General features: G+C 50.9%; 24 protein-coding genes and 7 pseudogenes. 16 read left to right on the top strand and 15 right to left on the bottom strand.

Going from position 1 to position 26327, the window contains the following annotated elements:
* Nucleotides 1–27 precede the first annotated feature (27 nt).
* Nucleotides 28–552 (bottom strand): annotated as a pseudogene (locus ACQG0T_RS23705) (group II intron reverse transcriptase/maturase); the annotation flags it as partial.
* A 405-nt stretch (nt 553–957) separates the two neighbouring features.
* Between ACQG0T_RS23705 and umuD the strand changes: the two are divergent.
* The 5 genes from umuD (at nt 958) to ACQG0T_RS23680 (ending at nt 6455) form a co-directional block, all read left to right on the top strand.
* Complete coding sequence (gene umuD / locus ACQG0T_RS23700; protein WP_004197746.1) at nt 958–1389, top strand: translesion error-prone DNA polymerase V autoproteolytic subunit; 432 nt, start codon at nt 958–960, stop codon at nt 1387–1389.
* Nucleotides 1389–2660, top strand: a complete 1272-nt coding sequence (locus ACQG0T_RS23695) for a Y-family DNA polymerase (protein ID WP_004197744.1) — start codon at nt 1389–1391, stop codon at nt 2658–2660. Before umuD ends, ACQG0T_RS23695 begins: the two co-directional genes overlap by 1 nt.
* Before the next feature lie 400 nt (nt 2661–3060).
* The gene (locus tag ACQG0T_RS23690; protein WP_004197749.1) at nt 3061–3957 is read left to right on the top strand and encodes a RepB family plasmid replication initiator protein; all 897 of its coding nucleotides are present in this window, start codon (nt 3061–3063) and stop codon (nt 3955–3957) included.
* A gap of 321 nt (nt 3958–4278) precedes the next feature.
* On the top strand, nt 4279–5484 hold the full coding sequence (locus ACQG0T_RS23685; RefSeq protein ID WP_004152349.1) for an AAA family ATPase: 1206 nt from the start codon (nt 4279–4281) through the stop codon (nt 5482–5484).
* Entirely contained in the window at nt 5481–6455 is a 975-nt protein-coding gene (locus ACQG0T_RS23680) for a ParB family protein (RefSeq protein ID WP_004197750.1), read from the top strand. Before ACQG0T_RS23685 ends, ACQG0T_RS23680 begins: the two co-directional genes overlap by 4 nt.
* Before the next feature lie 518 nt (nt 6456–6973).
* Here ACQG0T_RS23680 and ACQG0T_RS23675 read toward each other — a convergent pair.
* Complete coding sequence (locus ACQG0T_RS23675; RefSeq protein ID WP_072269220.1) at nt 6974–7942, bottom strand: IS5 family transposase; 969 nt, start codon at nt 7940–7942, stop codon at nt 6974–6976.
* Nucleotides 7943–7971: 29 nt separating this feature from the next.
* Here ACQG0T_RS23675 and ACQG0T_RS23670 point away from each other — a divergent pair.
* Nucleotides 7972–8229, top strand: a pseudogene (locus tag ACQG0T_RS23670) (hypothetical protein); the annotation flags it as partial.
* Nucleotides 8230–8453: 224 nt separating this feature from the next.
* Nucleotides 8454–9083: a YkgJ family cysteine cluster protein gene (locus tag ACQG0T_RS23665; RefSeq protein WP_004197775.1), complete on the top strand. Its 630-nt coding sequence runs from the start codon at nt 8454–8456 to the stop codon at nt 9081–9083.
* A 156-nt stretch (nt 9084–9239) separates the two neighbouring features.
* Here the strand turns inward: ACQG0T_RS23665 and ACQG0T_RS23660 are convergent, their stop codons facing one another.
* From ACQG0T_RS23660 to ACQG0T_RS23630, 7 genes and pseudogenes are all read right to left on the bottom strand, one after another.
* Nucleotides 9240–10202 (bottom strand): Abi family protein, encoded by a 963-nt coding sequence (locus ACQG0T_RS23660; RefSeq protein ID WP_004197772.1) that lies wholly within the window; start codon nt 10200–10202, stop codon nt 9240–9242.
* A gap of 166 nt (nt 10203–10368) precedes the next feature.
* Nucleotides 10369–11151, bottom strand: a complete 783-nt coding sequence (locus ACQG0T_RS23655; RefSeq protein WP_004197768.1) for a site-specific integrase — start codon at nt 11149–11151, stop codon at nt 10369–10371.
* Nucleotides 11151–11969, bottom strand: a complete 819-nt coding sequence (locus ACQG0T_RS23650; protein ID WP_004197776.1) for a hypothetical protein — start codon at nt 11967–11969, stop codon at nt 11151–11153. The genes ACQG0T_RS23655 and ACQG0T_RS23650 overlap by 1 nt, the downstream gene beginning before the upstream one ends.
* Before the next feature lie 48 nt (nt 11970–12017).
* On the bottom strand, nt 12018–12347 hold the full coding sequence (locus tag ACQG0T_RS23645; protein WP_004197773.1) for a hypothetical protein: 330 nt from the start codon (nt 12345–12347) through the stop codon (nt 12018–12020).
* A 27-nt stretch (nt 12348–12374) separates the two neighbouring features.
* On the bottom strand, nt 12375–12683 hold the full coding sequence (locus ACQG0T_RS23640) for a hypothetical protein (protein WP_047353182.1): 309 nt from the start codon (nt 12681–12683) through the stop codon (nt 12375–12377).
* Between the two features lie 55 nt (nt 12684–12738).
* Entirely contained in the window at nt 12739–13059 is a 321-nt protein-coding gene (locus tag ACQG0T_RS23635) for a hypothetical protein (RefSeq protein WP_004197770.1), read from the bottom strand.
* Between the two features lie 127 nt (nt 13060–13186).
* A pseudogene (locus ACQG0T_RS23630) lies at nt 13187–13649 on the bottom strand (hypothetical protein).
* On the opposite strand from ACQG0T_RS23630, the gene vapB reads away from it, so the two are divergent.
* The 5 genes and pseudogenes from vapB to ACQG0T_RS23605 all read left to right on the top strand — a co-directional run.
* Entirely contained in the window at nt 13606–13824 is a 219-nt protein-coding gene (gene vapB, locus ACQG0T_RS23625; RefSeq protein WP_426723886.1) for a type II toxin-antitoxin system VapB family antitoxin, read from the top strand. The pseudogene ACQG0T_RS23630 and the gene vapB sit on opposite strands and share 44 nt — an antisense overlap.
* Nucleotides 13825–13828: 4 nt before the next feature.
* Nucleotides 13829–14245, top strand: coding sequence for a type II toxin-antitoxin system VapC family toxin (locus tag ACQG0T_RS23620; RefSeq protein WP_001044770.1), 417 nt, complete (start codon nt 13829–13831; stop codon nt 14243–14245).
* 73 nt (nt 14246–14318) lie between these two features.
* Nucleotides 14319–14536, top strand: a pseudogene (locus tag ACQG0T_RS23615) (AAA family ATPase); the annotation flags it as partial.
* A 64-nt stretch (nt 14537–14600) separates the two neighbouring features.
* Nucleotides 14601–15305: an IS6-like element IS26 family transposase gene (locus ACQG0T_RS23610; RefSeq protein WP_426723885.1), complete on the top strand. Its 705-nt coding sequence runs from the start codon at nt 14601–14603 to the stop codon at nt 15303–15305.
* Nucleotides 15306–15608: 303 nt separating this feature from the next.
* Nucleotides 15609–15737, top strand: a pseudogene (locus ACQG0T_RS23605) (NAD(P)H nitroreductase); the annotation flags it as partial.
* A 38-nt stretch (nt 15738–15775) separates the two neighbouring features.
* On the opposite strand, the pseudogene ACQG0T_RS23600 reads toward ACQG0T_RS23605, so the two are convergent.
* Nucleotides 15776–16980: pseudogene (locus tag ACQG0T_RS23600) on the bottom strand (IS3 family transposase).
* Between the two features lie 90 nt (nt 16981–17070).
* Between ACQG0T_RS23600 and ACQG0T_RS23595 the strand changes: the two are divergent.
* From ACQG0T_RS23595 to ACQG0T_RS23580, 4 genes and pseudogenes are all read left to right on the top strand, one after another.
* Nucleotides 17071–17508: pseudogene (locus tag ACQG0T_RS23595) on the top strand (NAD(P)H nitroreductase); the annotation flags it as partial.
* 117 nt (nt 17509–17625) lie between these two features.
* Entirely contained in the window at nt 17626–18669 is a 1044-nt protein-coding gene (selD, locus tag ACQG0T_RS23590) for a selenide, water dikinase SelD (protein ID WP_193136951.1), read from the top strand.
* A gap of 4 nt (nt 18670–18673) precedes the next feature.
* Nucleotides 18674–20650 carry a DNA topoisomerase III gene (locus ACQG0T_RS23585; protein WP_193136950.1) on the top strand — a complete coding sequence of 659 codons (1977 nt, stop codon included), beginning with the start codon at nt 18674–18676 and terminating at the stop codon, nt 20648–20650.
* Nucleotides 20535–20861, top strand: coding sequence for a DUF1496 domain-containing protein (locus tag ACQG0T_RS23580; RefSeq protein WP_370519047.1), 327 nt, complete (start codon nt 20535–20537; stop codon nt 20859–20861). The genes ACQG0T_RS23585 and ACQG0T_RS23580 overlap by 116 nt, the downstream gene beginning before the upstream one ends.
* 48 nt (nt 20862–20909) lie before the next feature.
* Here ACQG0T_RS23580 and ACQG0T_RS23575 read toward each other — a convergent pair whose 3' ends face one another.
* The 5 genes from ACQG0T_RS23575 to ACQG0T_RS23555 are packed head-to-tail and all read right to left on the bottom strand — an operon-like array spanning nt 20910 to nt 26314.
* On the bottom strand, nt 20910–21959 hold the full coding sequence (locus tag ACQG0T_RS23575; RefSeq protein ID WP_040118515.1) for an osmoprotectant NAGGN system M42 family peptidase: 1050 nt from the start codon (nt 21957–21959) through the stop codon (nt 20910–20912).
* A gap of 5 nt (nt 21960–21964) precedes the next feature.
* Nucleotides 21965–22735, bottom strand: coding sequence for a FadR/GntR family transcriptional regulator (locus ACQG0T_RS23570; RefSeq protein ID WP_040118516.1), 771 nt, complete (start codon nt 22733–22735; stop codon nt 21965–21967).
* An 8-nt stretch (nt 22736–22743) separates the two neighbouring features.
* Nucleotides 22744–23556 (bottom strand): ATP-binding cassette domain-containing protein, encoded by an 813-nt coding sequence (locus tag ACQG0T_RS23565; protein ID WP_040118517.1) that lies wholly within the window; start codon nt 23554–23556, stop codon nt 22744–22746.
* Nucleotides 23553–25370 (bottom strand): dipeptide/oligopeptide/nickel ABC transporter permease/ATP-binding protein, encoded by a 1818-nt coding sequence (locus tag ACQG0T_RS23560; protein WP_040118518.1) that lies wholly within the window; start codon nt 25368–25370, stop codon nt 23553–23555. Before ACQG0T_RS23560 ends, ACQG0T_RS23565 begins: the two co-directional genes overlap by 4 nt.
* Entirely contained in the window at nt 25367–26314 is a 948-nt protein-coding gene (locus ACQG0T_RS23555) for an ABC transporter permease (protein ID WP_040118537.1), read from the bottom strand. Before ACQG0T_RS23555 ends, ACQG0T_RS23560 begins: the two co-directional genes overlap by 4 nt.
* Between the last annotated feature and the right edge of the window lie 13 nt (nt 26315–26327).

Genomic DNA, 26327 nt, shown 5'->3' with positions numbered 1-26327 from the left:
TTCGCCCTCAGCCGGAACCGACCCCTATGAAAACCCCATAAAGTCATTTTCGTAGACTGCATTCAGGATCTTAACCAGCGCATACTGGACGATTTTGTCCTCCAGTGAGGCGATGCCGAGCGGGCGCTGTTTTCCATCCGCTTTCGGGATGTAGTGCCGCCTGCCGGGCTGAGCCCTGTAACTACCCTGATGAAGCCTCCGGTGCAGATCTGCTATGTTGACCTTCAGGTTTTCGGCGTAGTCCTTCCACCTGACACCATCAACTCCGGCAGCCGCTTTCCTGCTCAGGGAGAGGAATGCGTTCTCCAGTGCCTCTGCTGTCAGGAGGTGGAACAATGCGGTAAACCGTTCTTTCTTCCGCTGCTTCGCAGCTTCCCGCACGCGTGACAGCCTCTGTGACATACTTTCCCGGCTCTGCGTCCGGCGCATGTGTGGCTGTTCCGCGTTTCCCTTGGCCCCGCTCCTTCGCTCCACTGACTCCGCTCCTTGCGGATTGTTCGCCAGATTCGCAGCTACTATGAGCGAGTCCGACTTCTCCTCTCCGTACATCACCGGCTTCGGCTCCTCGCCTTCCCGGTGCGGGCCATCTCCGGCACTGGCAGATGGTCAGAGGGGAGATCTCCCGGTTCCCGCGTAAAGATCGTATTGACATGCCAGGGTCTCAGACCCCGCCGGGTCCATATGGCACTCGCAGTAACGCACCCTATGATGTTGCCTTCCGTAAACAGTACAACGTCGGCACCCGGGAATTTAATATACATTTCGTGGCTCAATGGCTGGCCTGTCAACACCCCTGTCAACGCTTCGCCCCATACCTCACGGTATACAACGCATGACTCGGGGACCCTGTGGATTGCTGGTCCTTCAATGGTCGGGGACTTTCACCCCTTGATCTTTACCGGTCTCCCGGCGCACACTGTATATATAACCAGTAAAATTAGAGTGTCAGGAGGAAAGATGAAGCTACAGTTTTTCAGCACCGGGAAAGAACTCCCGCCACAGGCCCATCCGTTGTTTGCAGACCTGGCCAGCTGCGGTTTTCCCAGCCCTGCAGCTGACTATGTCGAATCTGATCTGGATCTCCATGATTACTGCATACGGCATCCGAGCGCGACTTACTACCTTCGCGCCAGCGGAGACAGCATGGCCGACGGCAGCCTTTACAATGGCGATCTGCTGGTTGTGGACTGTGCCGAGAAGCCCCGGCATGGCGATATTGTTGTGGCCAGCGTGCAGGGGGAGTTTACGGTCAAACGGCTGCTGCTGACGCCACGACTGACGCTGCAGCCCATGAACGCCGCCTGGTCGCCGATTTATCCCGACCCGGACGATCTGGATATCTTTGGCGTCGTCACGCACATCATCCACCGCCCGAGGGAGATGTACTGATGTTTGCCCTGGCCGATGTGAACAGCTTTTATGCCAGCTGCGAACGTGTTTTCCGCCCGGATTTGAAAGGAAAGCCGGTTGTGGTGCTCAGCAATAACGATGGCTGCGTAATCGCGAGAAGTGCCGAGGCAAAGCCCTGGATCAAAATGGGTACGCCGTGGTTTCAGATGAAAAACGAAAGATACCCGGAAAAAATATACGCGTTCTCTAGCAACTATGAACTTTATGCATCCATGTCGGCACGCGTGATGAGCTGCCTGGAGGAACTGGCTCCGGGGGTGGAACAGTATTCGATTGACGAGATGTTCCTCGATCTGACCGGCGTGGAGCACTGCATGGACCTGGAGGACTTCGGCCGGCAGCTGCGACAGCACGTGTATGACTGTACCCGTCTGACCATTGGCGTGGGTGCCGGACCAACGAAAACCCTCGCAAAATCAGCCCAGTGGGCCTCAAAGGAGTGGAAACAGTTTCGTGGTGTGCTCGCACTCACCCGGGGGAATCCACAGCGAACGCGGAAACTGCTTTCACTGCAGCCGGTCGAAGAGATCTGGGGCGTGGGAAACCGTATTGCACGCAAGCTCAATGTTCTGGGCATTAAGACCGCGCTCGATCTGGCCCTGACGAACCCGGCCTTCATCCGGAAAAATTTCTCCGTCGTTCTCGAGCGAACAGTGCGCGAACTGAACGGGGAAAGCTGCATGTCGCTTGAGGAAGCACCGCCAACAAAGCAGCAGATAGTCTGCAGCCGCAGCTTTGGTGAGAAGGTCACTGAATACGATTCGCTGCGGCAGGCTGTCTGTCAGTACGCAGAGCGGGCCTCAGAAAAGCTGCGCAAGGAGCGCCAGTATTGCCGGCATATTTCCGTTTTCATCAAAACGTCTCCGTTCGCCGTTAAAGAGCCTTATTACGGCAACGTGGCCACGGAGAAACTGCTTACTCCCACCCAGGACACCCGGGACATCATTGCGGCCGCCACAACGGCTCTGGAGCGTATCTGGAAGGACGGGCACCGGTATGCCAAAGCCGGTGTGATGCTGAATGACTTCACCGGCTCCGGCGTTTCGCAGCTGCAGCTGTTCGACGAACGCCCTCCACGCCCTCACAGTGCTGAGCTGATGAAGGTTCTCGATGGCATTAATCATTCCGGACTGGGACAGGTCTGGTTTGCCGGACGAGGGATTGCGCCTGCGTGGCAAATGAAACGCGATATGCTCTCCCCTGCGTACACCACCCGCTGGAAAGATATCCCCATAGTGAGGATCGGCTAAATTTTGCATTTCAGAGAGAGCCAGTAGTGCTCGCCGCAGCCGAACGACAGGGCTAAGCCCGCGAGTGAGCGAGGAAGCACCAGGGAACTGTACGGACAAATTCTGCTTACGCTCGAAGTTAAATGGACAACTTATCCAGTTATCCACCGGGTAGATCCAAGTATCTGATCCAGCAAAGATCCATATAATGATCCAAACAGATCCCGGTACGTTGAAAACCGCGCCATGCATAGGCTAACAGCCATTTCATGTGTTTATAAGTCGGATATTTGTGTTTGTAAATCGGTATTCTGTGTTTACAAAGCGGATTTATGTGTTTATAAAACGGATTGCGCGTGTTTATAAATGGGATTACGCATGCTGTGTCTGTGGATGATCCTTTAACTGTGGATAAGTCCTTATGTATAAGAAAAGTGTAGATCTATCACTTGAATCGGTTCTCGTAGAAATCGATGAAAATAAGAAGCTCATGCCTTCCAGAAACGCTACTGTCCAGCCTGTAGCTTTGATGCGCTTAGGTCTGTTTCTACCTTCCTTAAAACGAAAAGGAAAGGATACAGAAAATATCAGTATTGATGCGAGTAACGAACTTCAAAGCTTAGAGTTGGCAAGAGCCGAAGGTTATACAGACATCCGTATTACCGGCCCACGACTTTCGATGGAGACTGACTTCAAGGTGTGGGTTGGCATCATTCTCGCGTTTTCGAAATATGGCTTAAACAGCAGCACCATTGAACTTCCATTCAGCGAGTTTGCTACATTATGCGGGTTTAGCTCAAAGGACAAAGATAAAGGACTCAGAACGCGCTTGGCCGACTCTCTTATTCGTCTTCGCAGCACAACTATCAAGCTTGCCTCAGAAAAGGATCGGAATGGTGTTGTATCTGGTCTGTTAAGTCGTGGTAAGTGGGACGAAAAAGACGACATCATGGAACTTACCGCCGATGAGTCTCTTTGGGAGCTTTATCAATTCGACCGTCAGGTGCTTCTGCAGATGTTTATAATCCGGCAACTTGCGAACAAAGGGACAGCACAGGCCCTATACACTTTCATTGAGAGCCTTCCTGAGCGACCAATACCACTATCGTTCGCGCGTATTAAACGTCGCCTAATGCTTACCTCACCCAATAACCAGCAGAATCGAGTGATTAACAAGGCTATAGACGAGCTTAAAGCGGTCGGTTATTTAGATGGCGATGTCGTTAAAAAGGATGGTGAATGGCACTTAATCATAACCCGTCGCACGCCTAGGCCAGACATTAAGGCTATGTCTGAAGCCTTAAAAGATGGAGAGTAAAAGCGCCTGACTGTGTTTGTAAAGCGGATATGTGCCGCAGTGACTGCGAGTGTTTGCTGTTTTCCCGGTAACACAGCATCAGCATCCGTTTTATAAACACATCTATTCCCTCTCATATTGTTTCCGCTTTGTAAACACACCTGTTTGCTCACTTCCGAACCGATTTATAAACACATGTATCAGCGTTCAGCCTTTGAGTCACTCGCTGAACGTGCAACAAAAACACCAATATCAATAATTTCTTGCACGTCATGGTATTTGTTGTACACTCCGAGTTGTACAATCAATGTCCTCTACATTGAAAACATCATGGAGAACAGAATGAAACGAGATTACGGTGGAGTAGGCTCGATAGCGCGACGAGCTGGCATATTACTTGAGTCAATGAGCCGGGACATTGAAGATCAACGCAAAGAGTTTAACCTTACAGAATACTTCCAGACCTTTACCCGGAACGCAGTAGCCAAATTACCCAAGCTAAGCCGTCGCATCGTGGAGCAGGCCATTAAAGAAATGGAAGATGCAGGCTACGATTTCAACAAGAAACGCGTCGGAAATGTTGAGCAATATGCTCTTACAGTACAGAATGTTATTGATATTTACGCCCACCGCAAGATCCCGAAGTATCGTGAAATCCATCAATCGCCTTACGTTATTTTCGTCGTTAACTTGAAAGGCGGCGTATCCAAAACCGTATCAACTGTAACGCTGGCGCACGCGTTGCGAGTGCATCAGGATTTATTGCGTCACGATCTGCGTATTCTGGTTATTGACCTTGATCCGCAGGCATCCAGCACCATGTTCCTCGATCACACGCACAGTATTGGTTCCATTCTTGAAACCGCCGCGCAAGCGATGCTAAACGATGTCGATGCTGAAACCCTGCGTAACGAAGTGATACGGCCAACCATCATTCCAGGTGTTGATGTTATTCCGGCTTCTATCGATGATGGTTTTGTAGCCAGCGCATGGAAGGAGCTGGTTAGCGAGCACCTGCCGGGCGTAAACCAGTACGAAGTGCTTCGCAAAATCATTATCGATCGTGTGGCTGATGACTACGATTTCATCCTGATTGATACAGGTCCGCACCTCGATCCATTTTTACTAAACGGTTTGGCGGCAAGTGACCTTATTCTCACCCCTACTCCGCCGGCGCAAGTCGATTTCCATTCCACGTTGAAATACCTTACCCGCTTGCCTGAAATGCTGGAAACGCTGGAAGAAGAAGGCATTGAACCGCGTCTGGCTGCCAGTATTGGTTTTATGTCGAAAATGACTGGCAAGCCCGATCACCTGGTTTCACATAGCCTTGCTCGTGAAGTCTACACAAGTAGCATACTGGACTCTTCCCTGCCACGCCTGGATGGCTTTGAACGTTGCGGAGAAACGTTTGATACGATTATTAGTGCTAACCCAGCATCTTATCCCGGTAGCAACGACGCGTTAAAAAAAGCGCGTACAGAAGCAGAGCATTTTACGAAGGCTGTGTTTGACCGTATTGAATTCCTGAGGAGCCAATCAGCGTGAAGAAAAAAATAGTAGCTCGCGGGCGAAACATTTTAGGTAGTGATAGCTCGGATTTTATCCGTAGCCTCGAAACCAAAGAAGCAGAGAAGGTATTCACCCTTAAGTCCGGTAATCAGGCCAAGTTCACCCTCTCAACCATTTTGAATGGTGATATTGAAGAGAAGACATTTGTCGATCCAGCTGTTAACGGTCGCGACCAAAGGTATGTAACCCCTGAGTCAGTGAGCGACATAACGCGAACTATCAACCTGCAGCAATTTTTCCCAGCAATCGGCCGAGTTATTGACGGTTGTATTGAAGTGTTAGATGGTTCCCGGCGCCGGGCGGCATGTATCTTCAGTGGCGCGAAATTCGAAATTCTGGTTACAGAAGATGAGATAAGTCTTGAAGATGCTCGTCAGCTTGCCAAAGACATTCAGACCGCGCGTGAGCATACGCTTCGTGAGATAGGTCAAAGATATCAATTTATGTACGCAAATGGCATGTCTAAGGATGAAATTGCGCGCGTAGAGGACGTCTCACCGGCCAGCGTTTCCCGCGCGTTTCAAGCTGCTTCTGTGCCAGCTGAAATGGTCGAGTTATTCCCGGTTATCAATGAACTCTCCCTTGCTGATTACCAGCTGCTGTTAAAAATTTCAGAGGACTTAGATAGCAAAGGTGTGCCTCTGTCTGATTTGCTCGGAAAAGTTCAGGCAGACATCAGTGCAGCAAAAGTTGAAAGCATAAGTAAGTCGCTAATTATGGACTCTTTTAAACGCCATTCGAAGCAGCTGAAGCCAGCGCCAGTGAAAACTGTACAAACTGAAAAACTACGTGAGTTTGAAGACAAAAAGCAGTTTGCCCGGAAGAAAACCGATCCGTCTAAACGCTTAGTGACCTATGAATTTGCCCGTCTTCCTGCTTCAGTTCAGGCTGAGTTAGATGAGGCCATCAGGCTGGTTATGGGCAACATGCAGTCCTTCGAAAAATAAAAAAAGTGGGAATTTAATGTGTGACTCCACTAAAAAGTTCCCACTACATTTTCAGTCCTAACTATCTAAAAAACTAGGTTTTTTGTGATTTCTTTCAGTATGAAATTCCCTGTCGCATCGCTTGAAGTTTTATAAAGCACAATGGCGTAATTTTTGGAGAAACAAAATCAATGGAACACTCGACAATTTCTGAGGCTCTAATTGGTGGTGTTGTTTGCGGCACTATCGCGGCCGGATTTATCTGGCAATTATTCAGACCTTGGAAACTTGAATGGCTCTGGTTAACCTGTTTTATCCTTACCTCAATCATTGTATTTTTCTTTGGTCCCTCTATGCCAAACCCATTCATGATGTAGAAGTACAAGGAGATGTGCCATGACCGTGAGGCTTTATTACAATGCAGCAGATAGACGAGCCCAAGCGAGCAATGAATGGCATGCTGAGTGGATAAGTAAACGTGGCGGCTTTGTTGAATAAATCAGATTTCGGGTAAGTCTCCCCCGTAGCGGGTTGTGTTTTCAGGCAATACGCACGCTTTCAGGCATACCTGCTTTCGTCATTTTGTTCAGCGCTCGTACCAGGGCCATAGCCTCCGCAACCTGACCATCGTAGTCACGCAGCGTCAGTGAACCCCCGAACAGCTGTTTTACCCGGTACATCGCCGTTTCCGCTATCGAGCGACGGTTGTAATCTGTTGTCCATTTCCACCGCGCATTACTCCCGGTCAGCCGCTGATTAGCCACTGCACGGTTACGGTCTGCATATTCACCGGGCCAGTAACCCGCACCTTTTCGGGGCGGGATAAGCGCGCTGATTTTCTTACGCCGCAGTTCATCGTGACAGAGCCGGGTGTCGTAAGCGCCGTCTGCCGATGCTGCCCTGATTTTTCTGTGAGTCTGCCGGATAAGACCCGGGAAGGCTTCTGAGTCCGTCACATTGTTCAGCGACAGGTCTGCACAGATGATTTCATGTGTGTTGCTGTCAACTGCCAGATGCAACTTTCGCCATATACGACGGCGTTCCTGGCCATGTTTTTTGACTTTCCATTCGCCTTCACCAAAGACCTTCAGCCCGGTGGAATCAATCACCAGATGCGCGATTTCACCTCGGGTGAACGTTTTGAAACTGACATTAACCGACTTTGCGCGCTTGCTGACACTGGTGTAATCCGGGCAGCGCAACGGAACATTCATCAGTGTAAAAATGGAATCAATAAAACCCTGCGCAGCGCGCAGGGTCAGCCTGAATACGCGTTTAATGACCAGCACAGTCGTGATGGCAAGGTCAGAATAGCGCTGAGGTCTGCCTCGTGAAGAAGGTGTTGCTGACTCATACCAGGCCTGAATAGCTTCATCATCCAGCCAGAAAGTTATGGAGCCACGGTTGATGAGGGCTTTATTGTAGGTGGGCCAGTTGGTGATTTTGAACTTTTGCTTTGCCACGGAACGGTCTGCGTTGTCGGGAAGATGCGTGATCTGATCCTTCAACTCAGCAAAAGTTCGATTTATTCAACAAAGCCAAACGTGGCTTGAAAGCTCGCCTTTGGACTGACAAAGCGATCAGTGAATTTCTCGGTGCGCCGCTCAGTGCAGGCCCGGTAAAAGCCTGGAAACAGAAGGAAGTGAAAAAAGTCGAAGCGACACCCGCTTTCAAAACATGGCTGGAACAACGTCGCGCATGGCTGGTTGCGCGGGGTAAAATATCCTCTGATACAGAGTTGCCTTGCCACCTGGACGCTCCGATAATTCCAGGTAAACAACATAAGGAATCATAATATGAACAAAAAGCCTCGCTATGCTGTCATGCTGGATGGGGATAAAACCGTCTATAGTGGAAATAGTCGGTTTGTCGCCTGGACGTTCTGGCTGATGAACCGTCATCGTAGGGCTATCGCATATGATTGCGGAGTTTGGGTTGTTGAACCAGCCTACTGGATCCGTGTCGTTTAATCTGCTTTTGCAATGTGCAGCTGCTTCATGTCATGCCTAAGGAGTTATTTTGAAATGGATTAATTTTTTACAACGTCTTCTACAACGTTTTTTCCCCAAAAAAAATGAAATAATTGAAGTGAAATACATTGAAAGGGATGAAACAAGAGTATTACCAGACATCCCTGAAAACGTCATAGCTGCCTGTCAGACTCTTCAGGTGAAGCTGGATTCTGTTAAGAATAATCCATTTTTGGAAATTAGTTTGATTTATGGATTTCTTGATACTTTTGGCGAGTTTGCATCAACCTTTACAGTATGTCAGAAAGGTTGCAGCGCCTGTTGCAAAATAGGTGTCGAAATGACGGCATTAGAAGCAAGTTTTATAGAAAAAAATACATCCCACAGAATTGTATCTAACAAGCAAAGAAAATTAAAAACCAATACAGATTGCCCATTTTTAACTGATGGAATCTGCTCCATATATGAATATCGACCTTTCAATTGTAGAACCTTTTTCACAGTAGATAACCCTAAGTACTGCGAAACACCAAACGAACCTCATAGGACATATGGGAGTTTAGGTGGTCAAGACATAAATATAATTTATCAGTTCCGAAACTATATTGACCAACTAAATGGGAAGAGGAAGAAGAGTGATATAAGATTCTTCTTTGGGAATCATAAAGGAATAAAATAGCCAGGCATGGAAATATTTCAGTCCAGTTCCGCTGACAGTGCGTGTTTTGCGCGCTGTTCCACTGGCTCCGGCTATGATATGTCACAGTTTTGATTTTATCCAAAAAGGCCGCATCGCGGCCTTTTTAGTGAATCAATTGTTTGCTGACAACGCTTTTTAATTCCAGAAAGGATCGTTTTCCCAACCTTGCGGGAAGCCGGTATCAGCCATATACAGCTGCGCCGCATGGCTACCAGCAAAAAGACGAAGAAGATCACCCTTTAAGTCAATGCCCGCCAGGTCTAGTGTCTTAATCATTTTGTGTATCACGCAGACCGTCAAGTATGGTCGATACTGGTGAACTGCGGGTATGGTCAACTCACTGGCTATCTGGCTTGGAATCGCAAGTTTGGCGTTCCACAGTCGGCTATGATGCGCGGCACGATTTCTTACGTCACGCAGACGCTGAACCCAGTTCGTCAGCGAATTGAAATCATTTGCACCAAACTCATTTGCGAGTGTATCCAGCAGAGTGTTATGAGGTGCTGGCAATCCCTTAAAATATGAGAAATCAGTCGCACTGAATATCTTGAAAAGACAACCGATAGTAATTACCTCACTGGCAATCCAGAAAGGGGGTAGATTAGAGAATTGCGGATGCGAATTATTGTGGTATTTTTTCCTGTAATTTCTCGCGTAAAGCTCCCCTTCCTTATTAAAGTCACCTTGTATTCTACTTCGAATGTCATCAATAATTTTAGTGCCTTTCGCTGTATAGAAAAAAGTATTATCAAGATACCAGAAAGGGTCATTTGAGAATGCGGAAAGTGTATGGTCAAGCCTGCTTCTGAGCTTAACTTCAAGCCGCGCAATTACGCCAAACAACAGTACACGAAGTTTTTCGTCGAAGCGGTATAGCTCAACCCCATATTCAAAATACTCATCTTTTCTGTAATGTTTTCCGCCCGGACTTGCCGGATCTAACAGAGGATGGAGATAAATTTTAAAATGGTAATAGCTTATCTGGCTGAGCGTATTTTCTGCTTCAGCCTCGTCCAAAAACTCAAGCTTTTTGCTCTTGAGGTCGTTAATCAGATCGGCAGGTGTACGGTAAGGCTTGCTGTAAAGGGTTGTCGGCATCGCAGCATCATCCCTGAATAGGCAAAAAAAAAGCCCACTAACTTCCCCAAAGGGTTGTTGCAGGCATCATTAATACTAATACTACTCCATTTGACAAACACGTCAACGGAAATTACTCAAAAAAGAGCAATCAATACATCCTCTGGGCATAGATAGTTCTGTCTAGTTACCTGCCATTTCCCTTCAGCAGCGCCACCGCCTCATCGCCTGGCATCTGGAACTGCACCCGGTGCCGTGCCGCGACATCGAGCGCAAACACTTTCGTGTAGACCTCCGTCGAGCTGATCGACTTGTGTCCCATCAGGCTCTGCAGCACCTTCAGCGGGATGCCGGCATACAGCATATGCATCCCGTAGCTGTGACGGAACGTGTGCGGGGTAACCGGTACCGAAAACGTCACCCCGTCGGCGGCAGCCGCATCAACGGCTTCACTTATCCAGGTCCGGACCGTTCTGTCGGTAATTTCCCAGATGCGTGCTTTCTCGGTTCTGTCTGTGCGTTTATTACGGCGCTCCAGCGGAATTTTAAGCGTGGCCACCATCATCTCCAGCTGGCTGACATAGTTCGCATCGGAAAGCGGAACGATACGATGAGGCAGGCTACCGGCCGGAGCACGGCCGGCCGTTCTGGTGGCTTTTTCGGTCCGCTGTTTGAGCGTGGCCAGCTGCACGAACGGGTAGGGCGGTGTCAGGGAAAAATCACTCCGGGTCAGCGCCAGCGCCTCGTTAATGCGCGCGCCGGTATTCCAGAGGGTTGCCAGCAACATCTTGCGGTGGAGATCGGGTACATAGTGGAGCAGGGCACTTACTTCCGGCGCCAGCAGGTATTTCGGCAGTTCGTCCTGAACGAGCGCCATCTGACGCAGGGCCAGCGCCGCTGGATAGTCGATAGAAACAGGTAACTGAGCACCTGTTGTCGAATACCCTCCCAGGGTTACAAGTCCGGTCATCAGGATGATTCTCCGCCAGGGGATATGCGCAGTGCTCCCGCAATGATTTCCCGGTTCTCTTCATTACGCCAGTTACCAAAATAGTCCACTTCCAGACGCAGGGAATGATCTGCAGCCTCTATCAGATCCGACACTTTCTGCAGGGCGCTATGCAGCTGCTGCGCTGATATCACGCGTGGCACATCATGCTCATCCACACCGTTGCGGTGTACCAGATCGTTTCGCCAGTCTGCGATGATACCCAGCGGCTCAATTGGCCAGACGGGCGGTATATGAAGCACAGTCCCGAAATAGCGCTCAATGGTTTTCACGTTATGAAACGTCATACTCGCAACAACATTCTTTGCCACAGGGCGGAACTTGGTAAGCTCCATCTCGCGGGCCGCCTGCTTCTCTTTCTTGCCTACCTTAGCAAAAGGTAAGTAATACTCTTCAAAGTATCTCTCGAGCGGCCTGTCCTCTTCCAGCAGAGCTCTGGCGCAGTACATCAGGTACGCCTCCATGACCGTCACGGCATGGACGAAAGACATTCTGTACACCAGTTCAGGCTGCTTTTCATCAAGCAGGGCATGGAGCTTCTTCAGCTCCTGGCTGGCGTGCAGGTAACGCTGATGAACATTGTTCAGGGAAGCCACAAACAGCCCGTGTTCATGATCCCACTGAGCCTGATCGGCGAGATACTCCTGTTCCCAGTAGTACAGGTTAGCGGCCTGTTCCCATTCTTCTGAGCCGGGGACAACATCCGGATAATTTTCAGCAAGCCATTTATCAAATCGTTCAGATTCAATATCCATCATCTGGTCTTTCATGCTTCCCATAATGCCAGTACCCTTCTGTATGGTTCTGTAAATGAAAAATCCAGCCGGTCATACTGCCGCATCGTCTCCACGGAACGGTTCAAAAGCCAGCAGGGCGTCCGCCCTGGAGGCCAGCTCGATACAGTCCCCGCACTGCGGGTTAATCTCTTCATCAATGGCCTCGTTATACCGCATGCGCAGCCGCCATCCCGTCACGGGAGGCGCGTTCTGTATGGCCAGCACCATCCCTTCCGGCGACAGCAGTTCACGGAGGGTGTAGCAGGCGCCAATCCGGGTCGAATCCCGCAGCCACATCACGGGGTACTCACTGACCAGCTGGTCATACACACATTCCGGCGTATGGAAATAATTCCCGTCCGCCCTGCATAAATCACACATTCGCGTTCCTTGTATCGAGAAATCCCGTCAGGCCGGGTCCGGCATAAAACGGCCTGGCTCAAACGGCCAGCGCCTGTCGCCCTGCGAGTACACCTCGATCCACGCCAGTGTCCCGTGCTCAAAATACAGTTGATAACCGTCATCGGCACTGAGGGTCAGCATCCCGTCAAAACAGGTATCGGTTCGCGTACCGTCACCCATCCAGCGAAGCAGGCGGCCTTCAGCGGAAATCTCGTAAAATTCACAATCGCAGTCTAGGTCGTCGGTCTGAAAGTCCGTCCCGGTGACTCCGTCAGGCATCCGGTACCGGAATCTGACCGTATCAAACATTCCCATAATTTTGCTTCCTTAAATTGCTTAAAAATCCCGCCATTCATATTCTTTTTGCGACCTAGCGGCACCAGTCTGGTCTGGGCGGTAGTTCTGAATAATTTGAACAATCCTCAGTGCCTAGAATGAACGACGCATGATCGAAGCCCTGTGAGAGGTCATATTCACTTGCTCCTACTGGTAAGCTCAAATATCCCCCAATCACTGAAGAGGGAGCCTGCCATGATGCGCAGCCATCAGAGAGCCAACGCCAAGCCAGCTCGTTTCCTTGCACGTCCAGCAACTGAACCAGTTCTTTGCCGTAACTATTCGCAGTTTGATATACCCAGACAGAATTCATGCCCTGGCTAATAAGGCCCCGAATAACTTGATCAATATCCATTTAATACCCTGTTAAATAATCCCACCACTAAATCATTACCTAATGACACACCTGACAGTCACAAATCGGGATTTTATCTATTGTCATTATTCTCTGGCTGATAATAAGCAGCCATATAACCACGTCATTAAATTACCGGATAGCCGTTCCGGTGAGATCCGATTTTTACGCTATTGCGCAGTTTCCGGAAGTGTACCACGGTCAGGGAATAACCACACCGCCCTTTTATGGGGGTGAGCGGGCGGTGGCGGGGCAGGGGGTAAACACTATATATAGAATAAACAGCAGATAATAGAGTGGCACATCTTGTGTTCTGGTGCCGCTGCGCGCCGGTGGGGTTCGCGGAGATCCGGAACTAGCTTTTTTCGGATCTGACCGGGGGAAAAGAGAGAATACAACATAGGTTCAACATATCCATATGCCTGGCATCTGCATAGGTGTGGCATACGCATATACTTACCATCTGCATATGCTATGACTATACATATGCTTTGCATCTGCATATACTGAACAGAGCCACACAGGCCGGTCGGCCAGGAGGAAATGATGAGAACTGTATCCATTTTTAAAAACGGCAATAACCGCGCCATTCGTCTGCCCCGCGATCTGGATTTTGAGGGAGTGAGCGAGCTGGAGATCGTCCGGGAAGGGGACAGCATTATTTTGCGTCCCGTCCGGCCGACCTGCTTGTTCGCGCAGTTCGAGAAGGCAGGCCCGGACTTTATGGCGGAGCGCGAGGACGTTGTCAGCGACGAGGAACGATGAACCTGTGAACAAGACCTATATGCTCGACACCTGTATCTGCTCGTTCATCATGCGCGAGCAGCCGGAAGCCGTCCTGAAGCGCCTGGAGCAGGCGGTGCTGCGCGGCCAGCGCATCGTTGTCTCGGCCATCACTTATTCTGAAATGCGCTTCGGGGCCACCGGCCCGAAGGCCTCCCCGCGCCACGTCGAGCTGGTCGACGCGTTCTGCGCCCGCCTCGATGCCATCCTGCCCTGGGATCGCGCTGCGGTGGACGCCACCACGGAGATTAAGGTGGCGCTGCGAATGGCCGGGACGCCGATCGGCCCGAACGACACGGCCATTGCCGGGCACGCCATCGCCGCCGGTGCCGTGCTGGTGACGAATAATACGCGGGAATTTGAGCGGGTACCGGGTCTTGTGCTGGAAGACTGGGTAAGATAACGCTGTAAAACAAAACAGGCGGTCTGGCGCAGCCGGACACTCTTTCAGTCAGCGGTATATAAAGGAATAAAAGATGCCTCTGATCACGCGGCTTATGCTGCAAAACTTTAAAAAGTTTCCGGAACTGGACCTGCGCTTCACTCATGACCGTAACATTCTGGTCGGGGACAATGAGTCCGGGAAAAGCACGATTCTGCTGGCCCTTGACCTTGTGCTGAGTGACAGCCGGACCCGGTTGAGGCATTGGGTGTGGAATCGCTCCTGTCCCAGTCAGCAGTAAGGCAGTTTCAGGGGCACTGTTGCAAATAGTCGGTGGTGATAAACTTATCATCCCCTTTTGCTGATGGAGCTGCACATGAACCCATTCAAAGGCCGGCATTTTCAGCGTGACATCATTCTGTGGGCCGTACGCTGGTACTGCAAATACGGCATCAGTTACCGTGAAGTGCAGGAGATGCTGGCTGAACGCGGAGTGAATGTCGATCACTCCACGATTTACCGCTGGGTTCAGCGTTATGCGCCTGAAATGGAAAAACGGCTGCGCTGGTACTGGCGTAACCCTTCCGATCTTTGCCCGTGGCACATGGATGAAACCTACGTGAAGGTCAATGGCCGCTGGGCGTATCTGTACCGGGCCGTCGACAGCCGGGGCCGCACTGTCGATTTTTATCTCTCCTCCCGTCGTAACAGCAAAGCTGCATACCGGTTTCTGGGTAAAATCCTCAACAACGTGAAGAAGTGGCAGATCCCGCGATTCATCAACACGGATAAAGCGCCCGCCTATGGTCGCGCGCTTGCTCTGCTCAAACGCGAAGGCCGGTGCCCGTCTGACGTTGAACACCGACAGATTAAGTACCGGAACAACGTGATTGAATGCGATCATGGCAAACTGAAACGGATAATCGGCGCCACGCTGGGATTTAAATCCATGAAGACGGCTTACGCCACCATCAAAGGTATTGAGGTGATGCGTGCACTACGCAAAGGCCAGGCCTCAGCATTTTATTATGGTGATCCCCTGGGCGAAATGCGCCTGGTAAGCAGAGTTTTTGAAATGTAAGGCCTTTGAATAAGACAAAAGGCTGCCTCATCGCTAACTTTGCAACAGTGCCGATAAAATTGAGTAGACGCCATGTCCACTTAAAAATACCCATAATGAATCGCCCAATAATGCGCATATTTTCTCCATAACTTCCACTGGGATGCCCGCACGTCGATAAATTATTCCAGCATAAAAATGTGAAGCTGACGGCTATCCGAAAGATCCAGTGAATAAAAAGTCAGTAACCGATCGGCATAACACTGTAACAAAAATAGTGGCTGTGATAGTTTTGTGAATGAAAATCATTTAAGGAGATAGGTTATGGATGCTCTTGAACTACTTATTAATCGCCGTAGTGCGTCGCGTTTAAGCGAACCGGCTCCGTCAGGAGAAGTATTGGAAAATATTCTCCGTGCCTGTATGCGCGCCCCGGATCACGGCACGTTGCAGCTGATCTTGACCCGCCATTTCCGGACAGCTTTTGTATCTTAAGTTAACGATGCCCGCTGCCGCCGGTATTCTCTCAAGAGCGATATCCCAGCGCACTATGCGGGTGATTTTCATTGTAATGCGTGAACGCCGCTGCAAGGTTTCGCAGGGCTGTTCTCACATCCGGTTTCGGCATGAACGCGATATAGTCTTCCTTCATCGTCTTCACGAACCGTTCGGCCATGCCATTGCTCTGCGGGCTGCTCACCGCTGTTGTACATGGCTCCAGATTCAGCTCTTTGGCGAACCTCCGCGTCTTCATGCGCGGTATATGCTGAACCGTTGTCCGTCACTGCACCGCTGTGTCGGGCAGCCTGTCGCCGAAGCGCTTTTCCACCGACCTCAGCATCACATCCTGCACGGTCGAACTGTCATAGCCTCCCGTGCTTGCTGCCCAGTCTATGGCCTCACGGTCGCAGCAGTCCAGCGCGAACGTTACCCGCAGTTTTTCGCCGTTGTCGCAGCCGAACTCGAAGCCATCTGAACACCAGCGCATATCGCTTTCTGCCACCGCTATCTTGCCCTTATGTTCACGCTTCGGTCGCTCTGGTTTGTGATGCAACAACAACAGGTTATGCTCGCTCATTATCCTGTAAAGCCGTTTGGCATTCACAGGTGGCTGTCCCTCTGTGCGACGTTGCTTGCGCAGGATGCCCCACACGCGTCGATAACCATAACTCGGCATATCGCTGATAATGTTGAGGATAGCCGACAGTATTTCTGCGTCTGCTTCTTCATTACGCCGGTTACAGCGCCTGTCCTGCCAGTCGGCAGAACGGTTAATCCGCAGTGACAGTTGCGCACGCGACACGCCCATGGTCCGGCTGACCATGGCTATTCCCCGTCCTTTGGCAACAAGGGCGCGTGCGCTATCCATTTTCGCGACTGACCGTACTCCACGGCTTCTTTCAGGATCTCAACTTCCATCGTCTTCTTGCCCAGAAGGCGCTGAAGCTCCCGGACCTGCTTCAGAGCAGCAGTAAGCTCAACAAGCAGGAACGACTTCCTCTCCAGCCGCAACGGCGGTGAGGCTGCCTTCCTGATATTGCTTCTTCCACTTAAACAGCAGGCTGGGCTGGATACCATGCAGGCGGGCGACATGGGAGACATTCATACCCGGCTCCATCGTCTGCTGGATAATGGCGATCTTCTCCTGAGGAGTTTTACGTTTACGGACTTCTTGCCCTAACAGGATCCCGGTCATCTCAAAATTGGTGTTAGTGTTAGACATATATTCAAGCCTATCTCTTATCTGGAGATACAGCTACTGTCTGGTGTTTCAGGGGGCTACATCAACGGCACGTTGCAGCCATGGCGCTTTGTGATTATCGAAGGAGAAGGGCGTGAGCGCTTTGCTGAGGTGTTAGTGGCTGCGGCGACGGCGGCAGGCTTTGATGACAAGGCGCTGGAAAAAGCCCGTACCGGACCCTTACGAGCTCCACAAATTATTGCGGTGATTGCTCACTGCGATCCCCAGCATAAAGTCCCGGTTTGGGAACAAATCGCTTCCGCCAGCTGCGCGGTCATGGCGATGCAAATGGCTGCCTTAGCACAAGGGTTCAACGGGATCTGGCGTAGCGGTCCTTGGACCGAAGATGCCTCGGTACGTCAAGCCTTAGGCGGTCGGGAACAAGATAAAGTGGTGGGTTTCCTCTATCTTGGTACGCCGCAGCTGAAAGCATCGAGTACCATTACCCCTCCCGATACGGCACCCTTCGTTCGCTATTTTTAGTCATTATTTGTCTGGATCACGCGCAGCTGCGTCATGATCCAGATAACTGCACTTATCAGAAAGGCTTTTGAGCGCTACCATACGGAGATGAATTTTCATCAATGACAGGAGCGACTGATGAGTGAGCAAACTATTCGCCTGACGCAGTATAGCCACGGAGCTGGCTGCGGCTGCAAAATTTCCCCTCAAGTATTAGAGACTATTCTCCATAGCGAACAGGCGAAATTTATTGACCCTCATTTGCTGGTAGGAAATGAAACGCGGGATGATGCCGCCGTTTACGATCTCGGGAATGGCACCTGCATTATCAGTACTACCGACTTCTTCATGCCGATTGTTGATTCTCCTTTTGATTTTGGTCGTATTGCGGCCACCAATGCTATCAGTGACATTTATGCCATGGGCGGTAAACCCATTATGGCGATTGCGATCCTCGGCTGGCCGGTGAATGTCCTTGATCCTACCATCGCCAGAGAAGTGATTGAGGGTGGACGATTTGTTTGTCAGCAAGCCGGGATCTCGCTGGCGGGTGGTCACTCTATTGATACCCCTGAACCGATTTTTGGCCTCGCGGTGACCGGGATCGTGCCGACCAGCAAAGTGAAGAAAAACAGTTCGGCGCAAGCGGGCTGTAAACTGTATCTCACCAAGCCGCTGGGCATTGGCGTGTTGACCACAGCGGAAAAAAAATCGCTCCTGCAACCTGAACATCGAGGCCTAGCGGCAGAAGTAATGTGTCAGCTTAATCTTGCCGGTAACGAGTTTTCTGATATTGAGGGCGTGACGGCGATGACCGATGTTACCGGCTTCGGCTTACTTGGACATCTTAGTGAGATGTGCCAAGGGGCAGACTTGCGGGCGGTTATCGATTACCAAGCGGTGCCTAAATTGCCGGGAGTCGAGCACTATATCGCCGAAGGCTGTGTTCCCGGTGGTACCGGCCGTAACTTTGCCAGCTACGGTCATTTAGTGGGGGAGATGTCAGCGGCATGGCGCGATCTGCTTTGCGATCCGCAAACCTCGGGTGGGCTGTTATTGGCCGTGCGTGGTGAAGCACAATCCGCCGTGCAAGCCATTGCGGAACGTCATGGGATCTCACTGAATGCTATCGGTGAACTCTACCCGCAGCAAGCGGGCCAACCGATGATTGAGGTTCGTTGATTGTATGCGGTTGTTTATTGCCGAAAAACCGAGCTTGGCCCGGGCGATTGCCGATGTATTACCGAAACCCCATCGCCGTGGTGATGGTTTTATTGAATGTGGCAACGGCCAAGTGGTGACTTGGTGTATTGGTCATTTGCTCGAACAGGCTCAGCCCGATGCTTATGATGAACGCTATGCCCGCTGGAACTTGGCTGACTTACCGATTGTGCCGCAAAAGTGGCAGTTACAGCCGCGTCCCTCGGTGACTAAACAGCTCAATGTTATCAAGGGGCTGCTTAATCAGGCGGTTGAAGTGATCCATGCGGGAGACCCGGATCGTGAGGGACAACTGCTGGTGGATGAGGTGCTTGACTATTTGCAGTTAGCCCCTGAAAAACGTCAGCAGGTTCAGCGTTGCCTGATTAACGATCTTAATCCGCAAGCGGTGGATCGGGCGATTTCTCGGCTGCGCGCCAACAGTGAATTTATTCCGCTTTGCGTTTCGGCGCTGGCGCGGGCCCGAGCCGACTGGCTGTACGGTATTAATATGACGCGCGCTTATACCATTCTCGGCCGTAATGCCGGTTATCAGGGGGTGCTATCCGTCGGGCGGGTACAAACGCCGGTGCTCGGGCTGGTGGTACGCCGAGATGAAGAGATCGAAAATTTTGTCCCGCGCGACTTTTTTGAAGTCAAAGCCCATATTATCACCCCGGCAGAGGAGCGTTTTGTCGCGCTCTGGCAGCCGAGTGATTCCTGTGAGCCTCATCAGGATGAAGAAGGGCGCTTATTAAATCGCAAGCTGGCGGAACATGTGGTGGCGAGAATTACCGGTCAGCCAGCCATTGTGACGGGGTACCAAGATAAACGCGAGTCGGAAATTGCCCCGCTGCCGTTTTCGCTCTCCAGTTTACAGATCGAAGCAGCAAAGCGTTTTGGCCTTAGCGCGCAAAATGTCCTCGATATCTGTCAAAAACTCTATGAAACCCATAAAGTTATCACCTATCCGCGCTCTGACAGCCGCTATCTGCCGGAAGAACATTTTGCCGGACGCCAAGCGGTACTCAACGCCATTGCTATCCAAGGGGATTTTGAGCCATTTCCCGATATCAATAGCGATCAGCGCAACCGTTGCTGGGATGATAAAAAAGTTGACGCCCACCACGCCATCATTCCGACGGCGCGTAGCAGTAAAGTGTCGCTCAACGACAATGAAGCTAAGGTATACAACCTGATAGCCCGGCAATATCTGATGCAGTTTTGTAGCGATGCGATATTCCGAAAATGCACTATTGAGCTGGAGATAGCCGGCGGCAAATTTATGGCTAAAGCGCGTTTTCTAGCAGAAGCCGGCTGGCGCACGCTATTAGGCAATAAAGAGCGCGATGAAGACAACGACGGCACCCCGTTACCGGTGGTCGCGAAAGGGGATGAACTGTTATGTGAGCAGGGCGAGGTGGTGGATAGGCAAACCCAGCCGCCGCGGCATTTCACCGATGCCACGTTACTGTCGGCGATGACCGGCATTGCGCGTTTTGTGCAAGATAAAGAATTAAAGAAAGTGCTGCGTGCGACCGATGGTTTAGGAACAGAGGCGACCCGAGCGGGCATTATCGAATTACTGTTTAAGCGCGCTTTTCTAGAAAAGAAAGGACGGGCTATTCACTCGACGCCAGCGGGACGGGCATTAATTCACTCGCTGCCGGAGTTGGCCGCACGGCCCGATATGACCGCCCATTGGGAAGCCACCCTGACGCAAATCAGCGAGAAGAACTGTCGTTATCAGGACTTTATGCAACCGCTGGTTGAAACCTTGTATGAGCTTATCCATCAGGCCCGTACCACCCCCGTAAGACATGCTTTTAAGGGGATCACTGCTCCGGATGCAGGACGCGGTAAATATGGTGCCAAAAAACAGGGAAATAACAATGCTGCTCACAAAACGCCTGCTCGCCGCCGCCGCACTACTCAGTCTGCCGCTACTGGCGATGGCGAATAATAACGCTGAACTTGGGATTATCGTGCCCTCAGAACTGTTAACTCAGCGAGGGACCGGGCAACCGGCACCCTGCTTACAATGCTGTCTTTATGCCAATCAAAGCTACAGCGAAGGGTCGGTTATCAAAGCCGAAGGGATCTTGCTGCAATGCGCTCGTGATAAACAGGTATTAAGCACTAACCCGCTGATTTGGCAGCGGGTTAAGCCTTAACGCTTTCAGGTGCAAGCGTGCTGGAGGGGGTTAAAGCAGCGCTGCTGCTCATTGTCCCGGCAAGGGCACTAAATCGCTTTCTATATAACGTCTCACCAATGTCGCTAATGCCACCAAGGAGTCCAGATGGGTTCTTTCCCAACCGTGGGAGCTATCGAGGGCAAAACAGGCTAACGCCGCGCGGATATCCCATCCGGCATCAATCGCCGCGGCGCTGTCCGAGCGATAATGTTTGAAGGTATCCCGGACATGAGGAATATCATACTGCTGGCATAACTGAAGCAAATGACGCGTTATAGCCAAATCAAACGGCCCGGTTCTATCGCGAAAGGCTAATGTCAGGGCGTCATCTCGGGTTGTTTGATCGGGTCCTGATACCGAGTTATCTATGGCTAAGAGCTCTTGAACCTGAGGGCCAAAGCCATGGGTTCCGCCGATCCCGACTTCTTCAGAAATGGTGAACATAATTTGGCATGGGATCGCCGGAAGCACCCGATCATCGACCAGCGATTTCAGGGCGGCGAGCATCACGGCGCAGCCCGCTTTGTCATCCAAATGACGTGAGACGATAAAGCCGTTGTCGAGAAATTCAGGTTGCGCATCGACGGCAACCATATCCCCGACATTTAAACCCTGCGCGGTTAAGTCCTGCTCACTGTAACAAGGGGCATCTAGGCGAATTTCCAGATTGTCCCAGTCGGCAATCTGGCTATCTACTTCGGTATTAAAACGATGGCCAGAGGCCTTCAGCGGCAAAATTGTGCCGCGATATTGGTGATTATCACTAAACACCGTCACTCTGGCGCCTTCAGCAAAGCGGGCCGCCCATGTGCCGGTATTGCGCAGGGCTAAGCGACCGTTGCCTTTTAATTGCGTCACCATCGCTCCCAAGGTATCTAAATGGGCGGCAAGCGCGCGCCGGGGCTGTTGCGACCCCAAGGTGATGTACAACACGCCACGTCGGGTATATTGAGGGATAAAACCCAGCTCTGTTAACCACTGGTGGGTCTGGGCAACTGCTTTTTCGGTCATACCTACCGGGCTGGGCGTCAGTAGCAGCGTGCGTAATACCTTGGTCAGATATGCTGTATCGATCATAGTGGTTACCTATCTTCGCTTAAAAAACGTTCTTGTAAGGTGGCTTGTAATGCCAACATGGCTTGTTCGGCATAATTCATATGTGCCTCCATGACGGCATGGACTTTTTGTGCGTTCTTTCGGCGTAAGGCTTCAATTAATTGATATTGATATTCAATACCTTGGCATCGATCAACCGGCTCTGGCTTTAAGTAAATGTCCTTACAAACCGCTAGATCCTTCAGTAATTTTTGCAGAAAATGGCAGATAAATACCAACAGCACATTGTCGGAATAGCTGGCAACAACCGCATGGAAATCGAGCTCTGCCATGCGTTGCCGCCAGCGTTCATCTTCATCCGCCGGCTCATGGTCATAGATAGCGATGATCTCATACAGTTTTTGAATACCGGCATTATCGATATTTTCCATCGCGCTGACCGCCACCACCGGTTCGAGCAATTTACGCAGGGTGTAGATATCTTTGATGGAAATATCACGGGTAAAGAGAAAGTTAGATAGCAGGCTCATGGCGCGTGATTCGGTCATCGCGTCAATAAAAGCCCCACCGCCGGGCCCGGTTTTGGTCCTGATCAACCCTTGAACCTCAAGCGATTTCAGCGCTTCTCTCACCGTGCTTTTACTGGCGCTATAGCGCTCAATCAATTCTTTTTCTTGCGGCAATCGGTCGCCCGGGGTGAGATTATCCGCCACAATCGATTCTTTAATGGCATTGACAATTTCATCGGTTCGTTTGACACGAACCAGATCAATGGCTGATGGCTTATCGATACTCATAGTTGCTCTTAACAGGTTTCATTAGATGGCTCAATATGTATACGCGGCGCACTAGACATTAAGTTCTGAGTATACTCATGTTGAGGTGATTCAAAGAGTTGGCGAGTTTCTCGGCATTCAAGCAACTCGCCGAGATAGAGTACCGCGACTCTGTCGGCAATGGATTCTACCACCGCTAAATCGTGACTAATAAATAAGTACGACAGGGCGAACTGCGTTTTTAACTCATCTAGCAGCAATAGCACTTGGGCTTGAACCGATACATCCAAGGCGCTTACCGGTTCATCAAGCACCAATATTCTTGCATCGGCAGCCAGCGCTCTGGCAATGGCCAAACGTTGAGCTTGTCCTCCCGAAAACTCATGGGGGTAGCAAGCCAGCGAGTCCAGCGGCATATTGACGGCTTCGAGCAACTCTGCCAAACGTCGGTTGCGCTGGGGCGAGGTCATCTGTTTTAAATATTTCAGCGGAACCGATAAGGTTTCGCCAATGATTTTTCGTGGATTAAGCGATGCTACAGGATCTTGAAAAACATATTGAATTTTCTGACCAAAGGCTTTAGCCCCTTGCTTCTTCCACTGTGCCTTGGTTTGACCTAGAACCCGAATATTGCCAGAGGTTTCATTTTCCAATCCGACTAAAATTCGCGCTAGCGTACTCTTTCCTGAGCCACTCTCGCCAACAATGGCTAAAGTTTCCCCTTCATAAAGTGATAATGAGATATTTTTCAGAGCATGCACTTGTCGACTTTTCGGCCGAAAGAGGCCGCGAGGTTGACCAAATGTTTTCACCACGTGATCCACTTCAATGACGCGATTCATGATGTCTCCTGGGCTATTTTAAGCTCTTTGTCATCAGCTTGATGGCGGTAAAGGGCAGCAACTTGGCTAAGAAACTGACGACCTTCACCCAGTTTTGGTACGCTGGCGATCAGTCGTTGGGTATAGGGGTGCTGAGGGTTTTGCAATACCGCTTGGGTGACGCCTGTCTCGACAATCTCGCCATGCTGCATGACCGCGACCCGGTCACAGATTTGATTGATCACGGCAAAGTCATGGGTGATAAACAGCAATGCAACCCCACGCTCCCGGCGCAATTTATTGAGCAACTCGAGGATCTTCGCCTGTACGGTAACATCAAGAGCGGTGGTGGGCTCATCGGCGATGATCAAGATAGGATCGTTAGCCAATGCCATGGCAATACCGACCCTTTGGCGTTGTCCTCCCGAGAGCTCATGGGGATAAGCGCTAAATTGCTCCGCCGCATGATGAATACCCACGCTATCAAGTAATTCAATAGCCCGGTTTTTTGCCGCTTGATGGCTTAAAGCTTGGTGGGCGGTAATGGCCTCTTGCAGCTGGGCACCTATCGAGAACTGGGGATGTAGCGTGGTGAGCGGATCTTGGAAAATATACGACACACGGGCTCCGCGTCGACGTTGTAAAATAGCTAGCGGCAACGAGAGCATCTCTTCGTGTTCGACATAAATTCCACCGCCGGTGATCACCGCCGGGGGAGAGGCCAGCAGGCCCATGATCGATAACGCCGTTACGCTCTTACCCGAGCCGCTTTCCCCGATCAGACCAAGACACTCACCGCGGGCAACGCTAAAGCTAATGCCTTTGACCGTGGGGCGCAGATGCTGGCCTTGACGAAAAGCCACCCGAAGATCGTTGACTTCTAATACCGCCTGCTCGCCAAGCGCTTTGTCAGGAATATCGACGCGATCGGTTTCAGTTACCGGCTGTGAGCGCTGTAAGGCACCTGATTTTAGACGCGGGTCGAGAATATCGCGAACCCCATCGCCCAATAGGTTAAAGCTGATGACTATCAAGAAAATCATCACGCCCGGCACTAAGGCTACGTGAGGGGCAACAAACATTTGCGCGCGGCCTTGCCCTAACATGGAACCGAGATCGGCATTGGGTGGCTGAGTACCAAGGCCCAAGAATGAGAGCCCCGCAGTTTCTAAAATCATCCAACCAATGGTGGTCGACATGGTGACGACAATAATCGGTAATACATTGGGTAAAACTTCGGTCAATAAGACTTGGAAATGATTTTTGCCTGACAGGTGCGCGGCCTGGACAAAATCTCTGTCGCGTAACCCGACGGTGAGTCCGCGAATATTTCGCGCAAAGAACGGGATATTCACTAAGGCAATGGCATACAGCGCATTCAACAGTCCAGGACCCAATACCGCGACAATCGCCAGCGCTAATAAAATATAGGGGAAGGCCATTAGCATATCGATACAGCGCATTAATACCGTATCGGTACGCTGCCCCACATAGCCGGCGACTAATCCAATCAGGGTGCCAAAAAAAGCCGCAATCAGGGTCGCGGATATTCCGACTATCAGCGATACCCGGGTACCCCATAATAGGCGAGATAAGATATCACGGCCTAAATGGTCGGTTCCTAATAAATGGCCGGACGAAAAAGCCGGTAATAAACGATTGACCAGATCGGTTTGATCGGGATTGTCCAGCGGTAACCAAGGGGCTAACAGTGCAAGTATCATGATTAGCGAAATAATCACTAAGCCCAGGGTGGCCAGTCGGTTAGCGAGCAGCAGAGCGCCTATCGACTGTCGTTGGCGGTGTTGAATAATCGGTGTTGTCGTCTGGTTCATGATTTCAACCTCGGGTCTAGCATGGCTTGCAGCACATCGGCAAACAGATTAATAAACACGTAAGAGGCAGCAGCGATCAACACGCCGCCTTGGACAAGGAATAAATCGCGTGTGGCGACGGCCTTGACCAGCATCGCACCCAGCCCCGGCCACTGAAAGACGGTTTCAATGTAGACAGCCCCGCCGAAGACAAAGCCAGCTTGAATGCCAATAACGGGGATCACCGACACCAACGCCATGCGAAAGGCATGACGGAAAATAACCTGCCGCTCACTCACCCCTTTGGCCCTTGCAGTACGAATAAAATCGAGGCGTAAAACCTCTAACATTGCGGTGCGGGTTAAACGGGCGATGACGCCGGTGGCCACCAGGGATAAAGTGATCACAGGTAAAACAAGGTGATGCAATAGGTCGCTGAAACCACCGCCTTGCCAAATGTCGTACATCCCAGAGGCAGGAAACCACTGGAGCTGAACGGAGAACACCATAATCATCAATAGCCCAATCCAAAAAGAGGGCATTGAGATCCCCAATAAAACCGCAAGGGTGAGGGTTCTGTCGCTCCAGCTAAACTGGCGAATGGCAGAAAAGATCCCCGCGAGTAGCCCCAGTAGCGAGCTTAATAATAAGGCGCAGCCGCCGAGGATCAGAGTAGCGGAAAAACGTTCGAGCACTTCATCGACAACCGGACGATTCAGCACAAATGACCGGCCAAAGTCTCCCGATATTAGGTTGTGCATCCAAATAAAGTATTGTTGATAGAGTGGCTTATCTAAACCCAGTTCGGCTTTAACCCGTGTCACGTTCTCGGGGGTGGCCCAAGGGCCCAGTAAGGCTTGAGCCGGGTCGCCGGGGATCATCGCCATGATTAAAAAAACGATCAGCGTCAAACCAAGCAGTATGGGAATCGTCGCTAAAATGCGTTTTAAACAGTAAATCCACATCATTTTTTCCCCA

This window comes from Enterobacter cloacae complex sp. 302F9 (assembly GCF_050030335.1).
GTDB lineage: Bacteria > Pseudomonadota > Gammaproteobacteria > Enterobacterales > Enterobacteriaceae > Enterobacter > Enterobacter hormaechei_C.
Note: the sequence above shows the minus strand (reverse complement) of the source record. Positions and strands in the feature narration are given on the sequence as shown.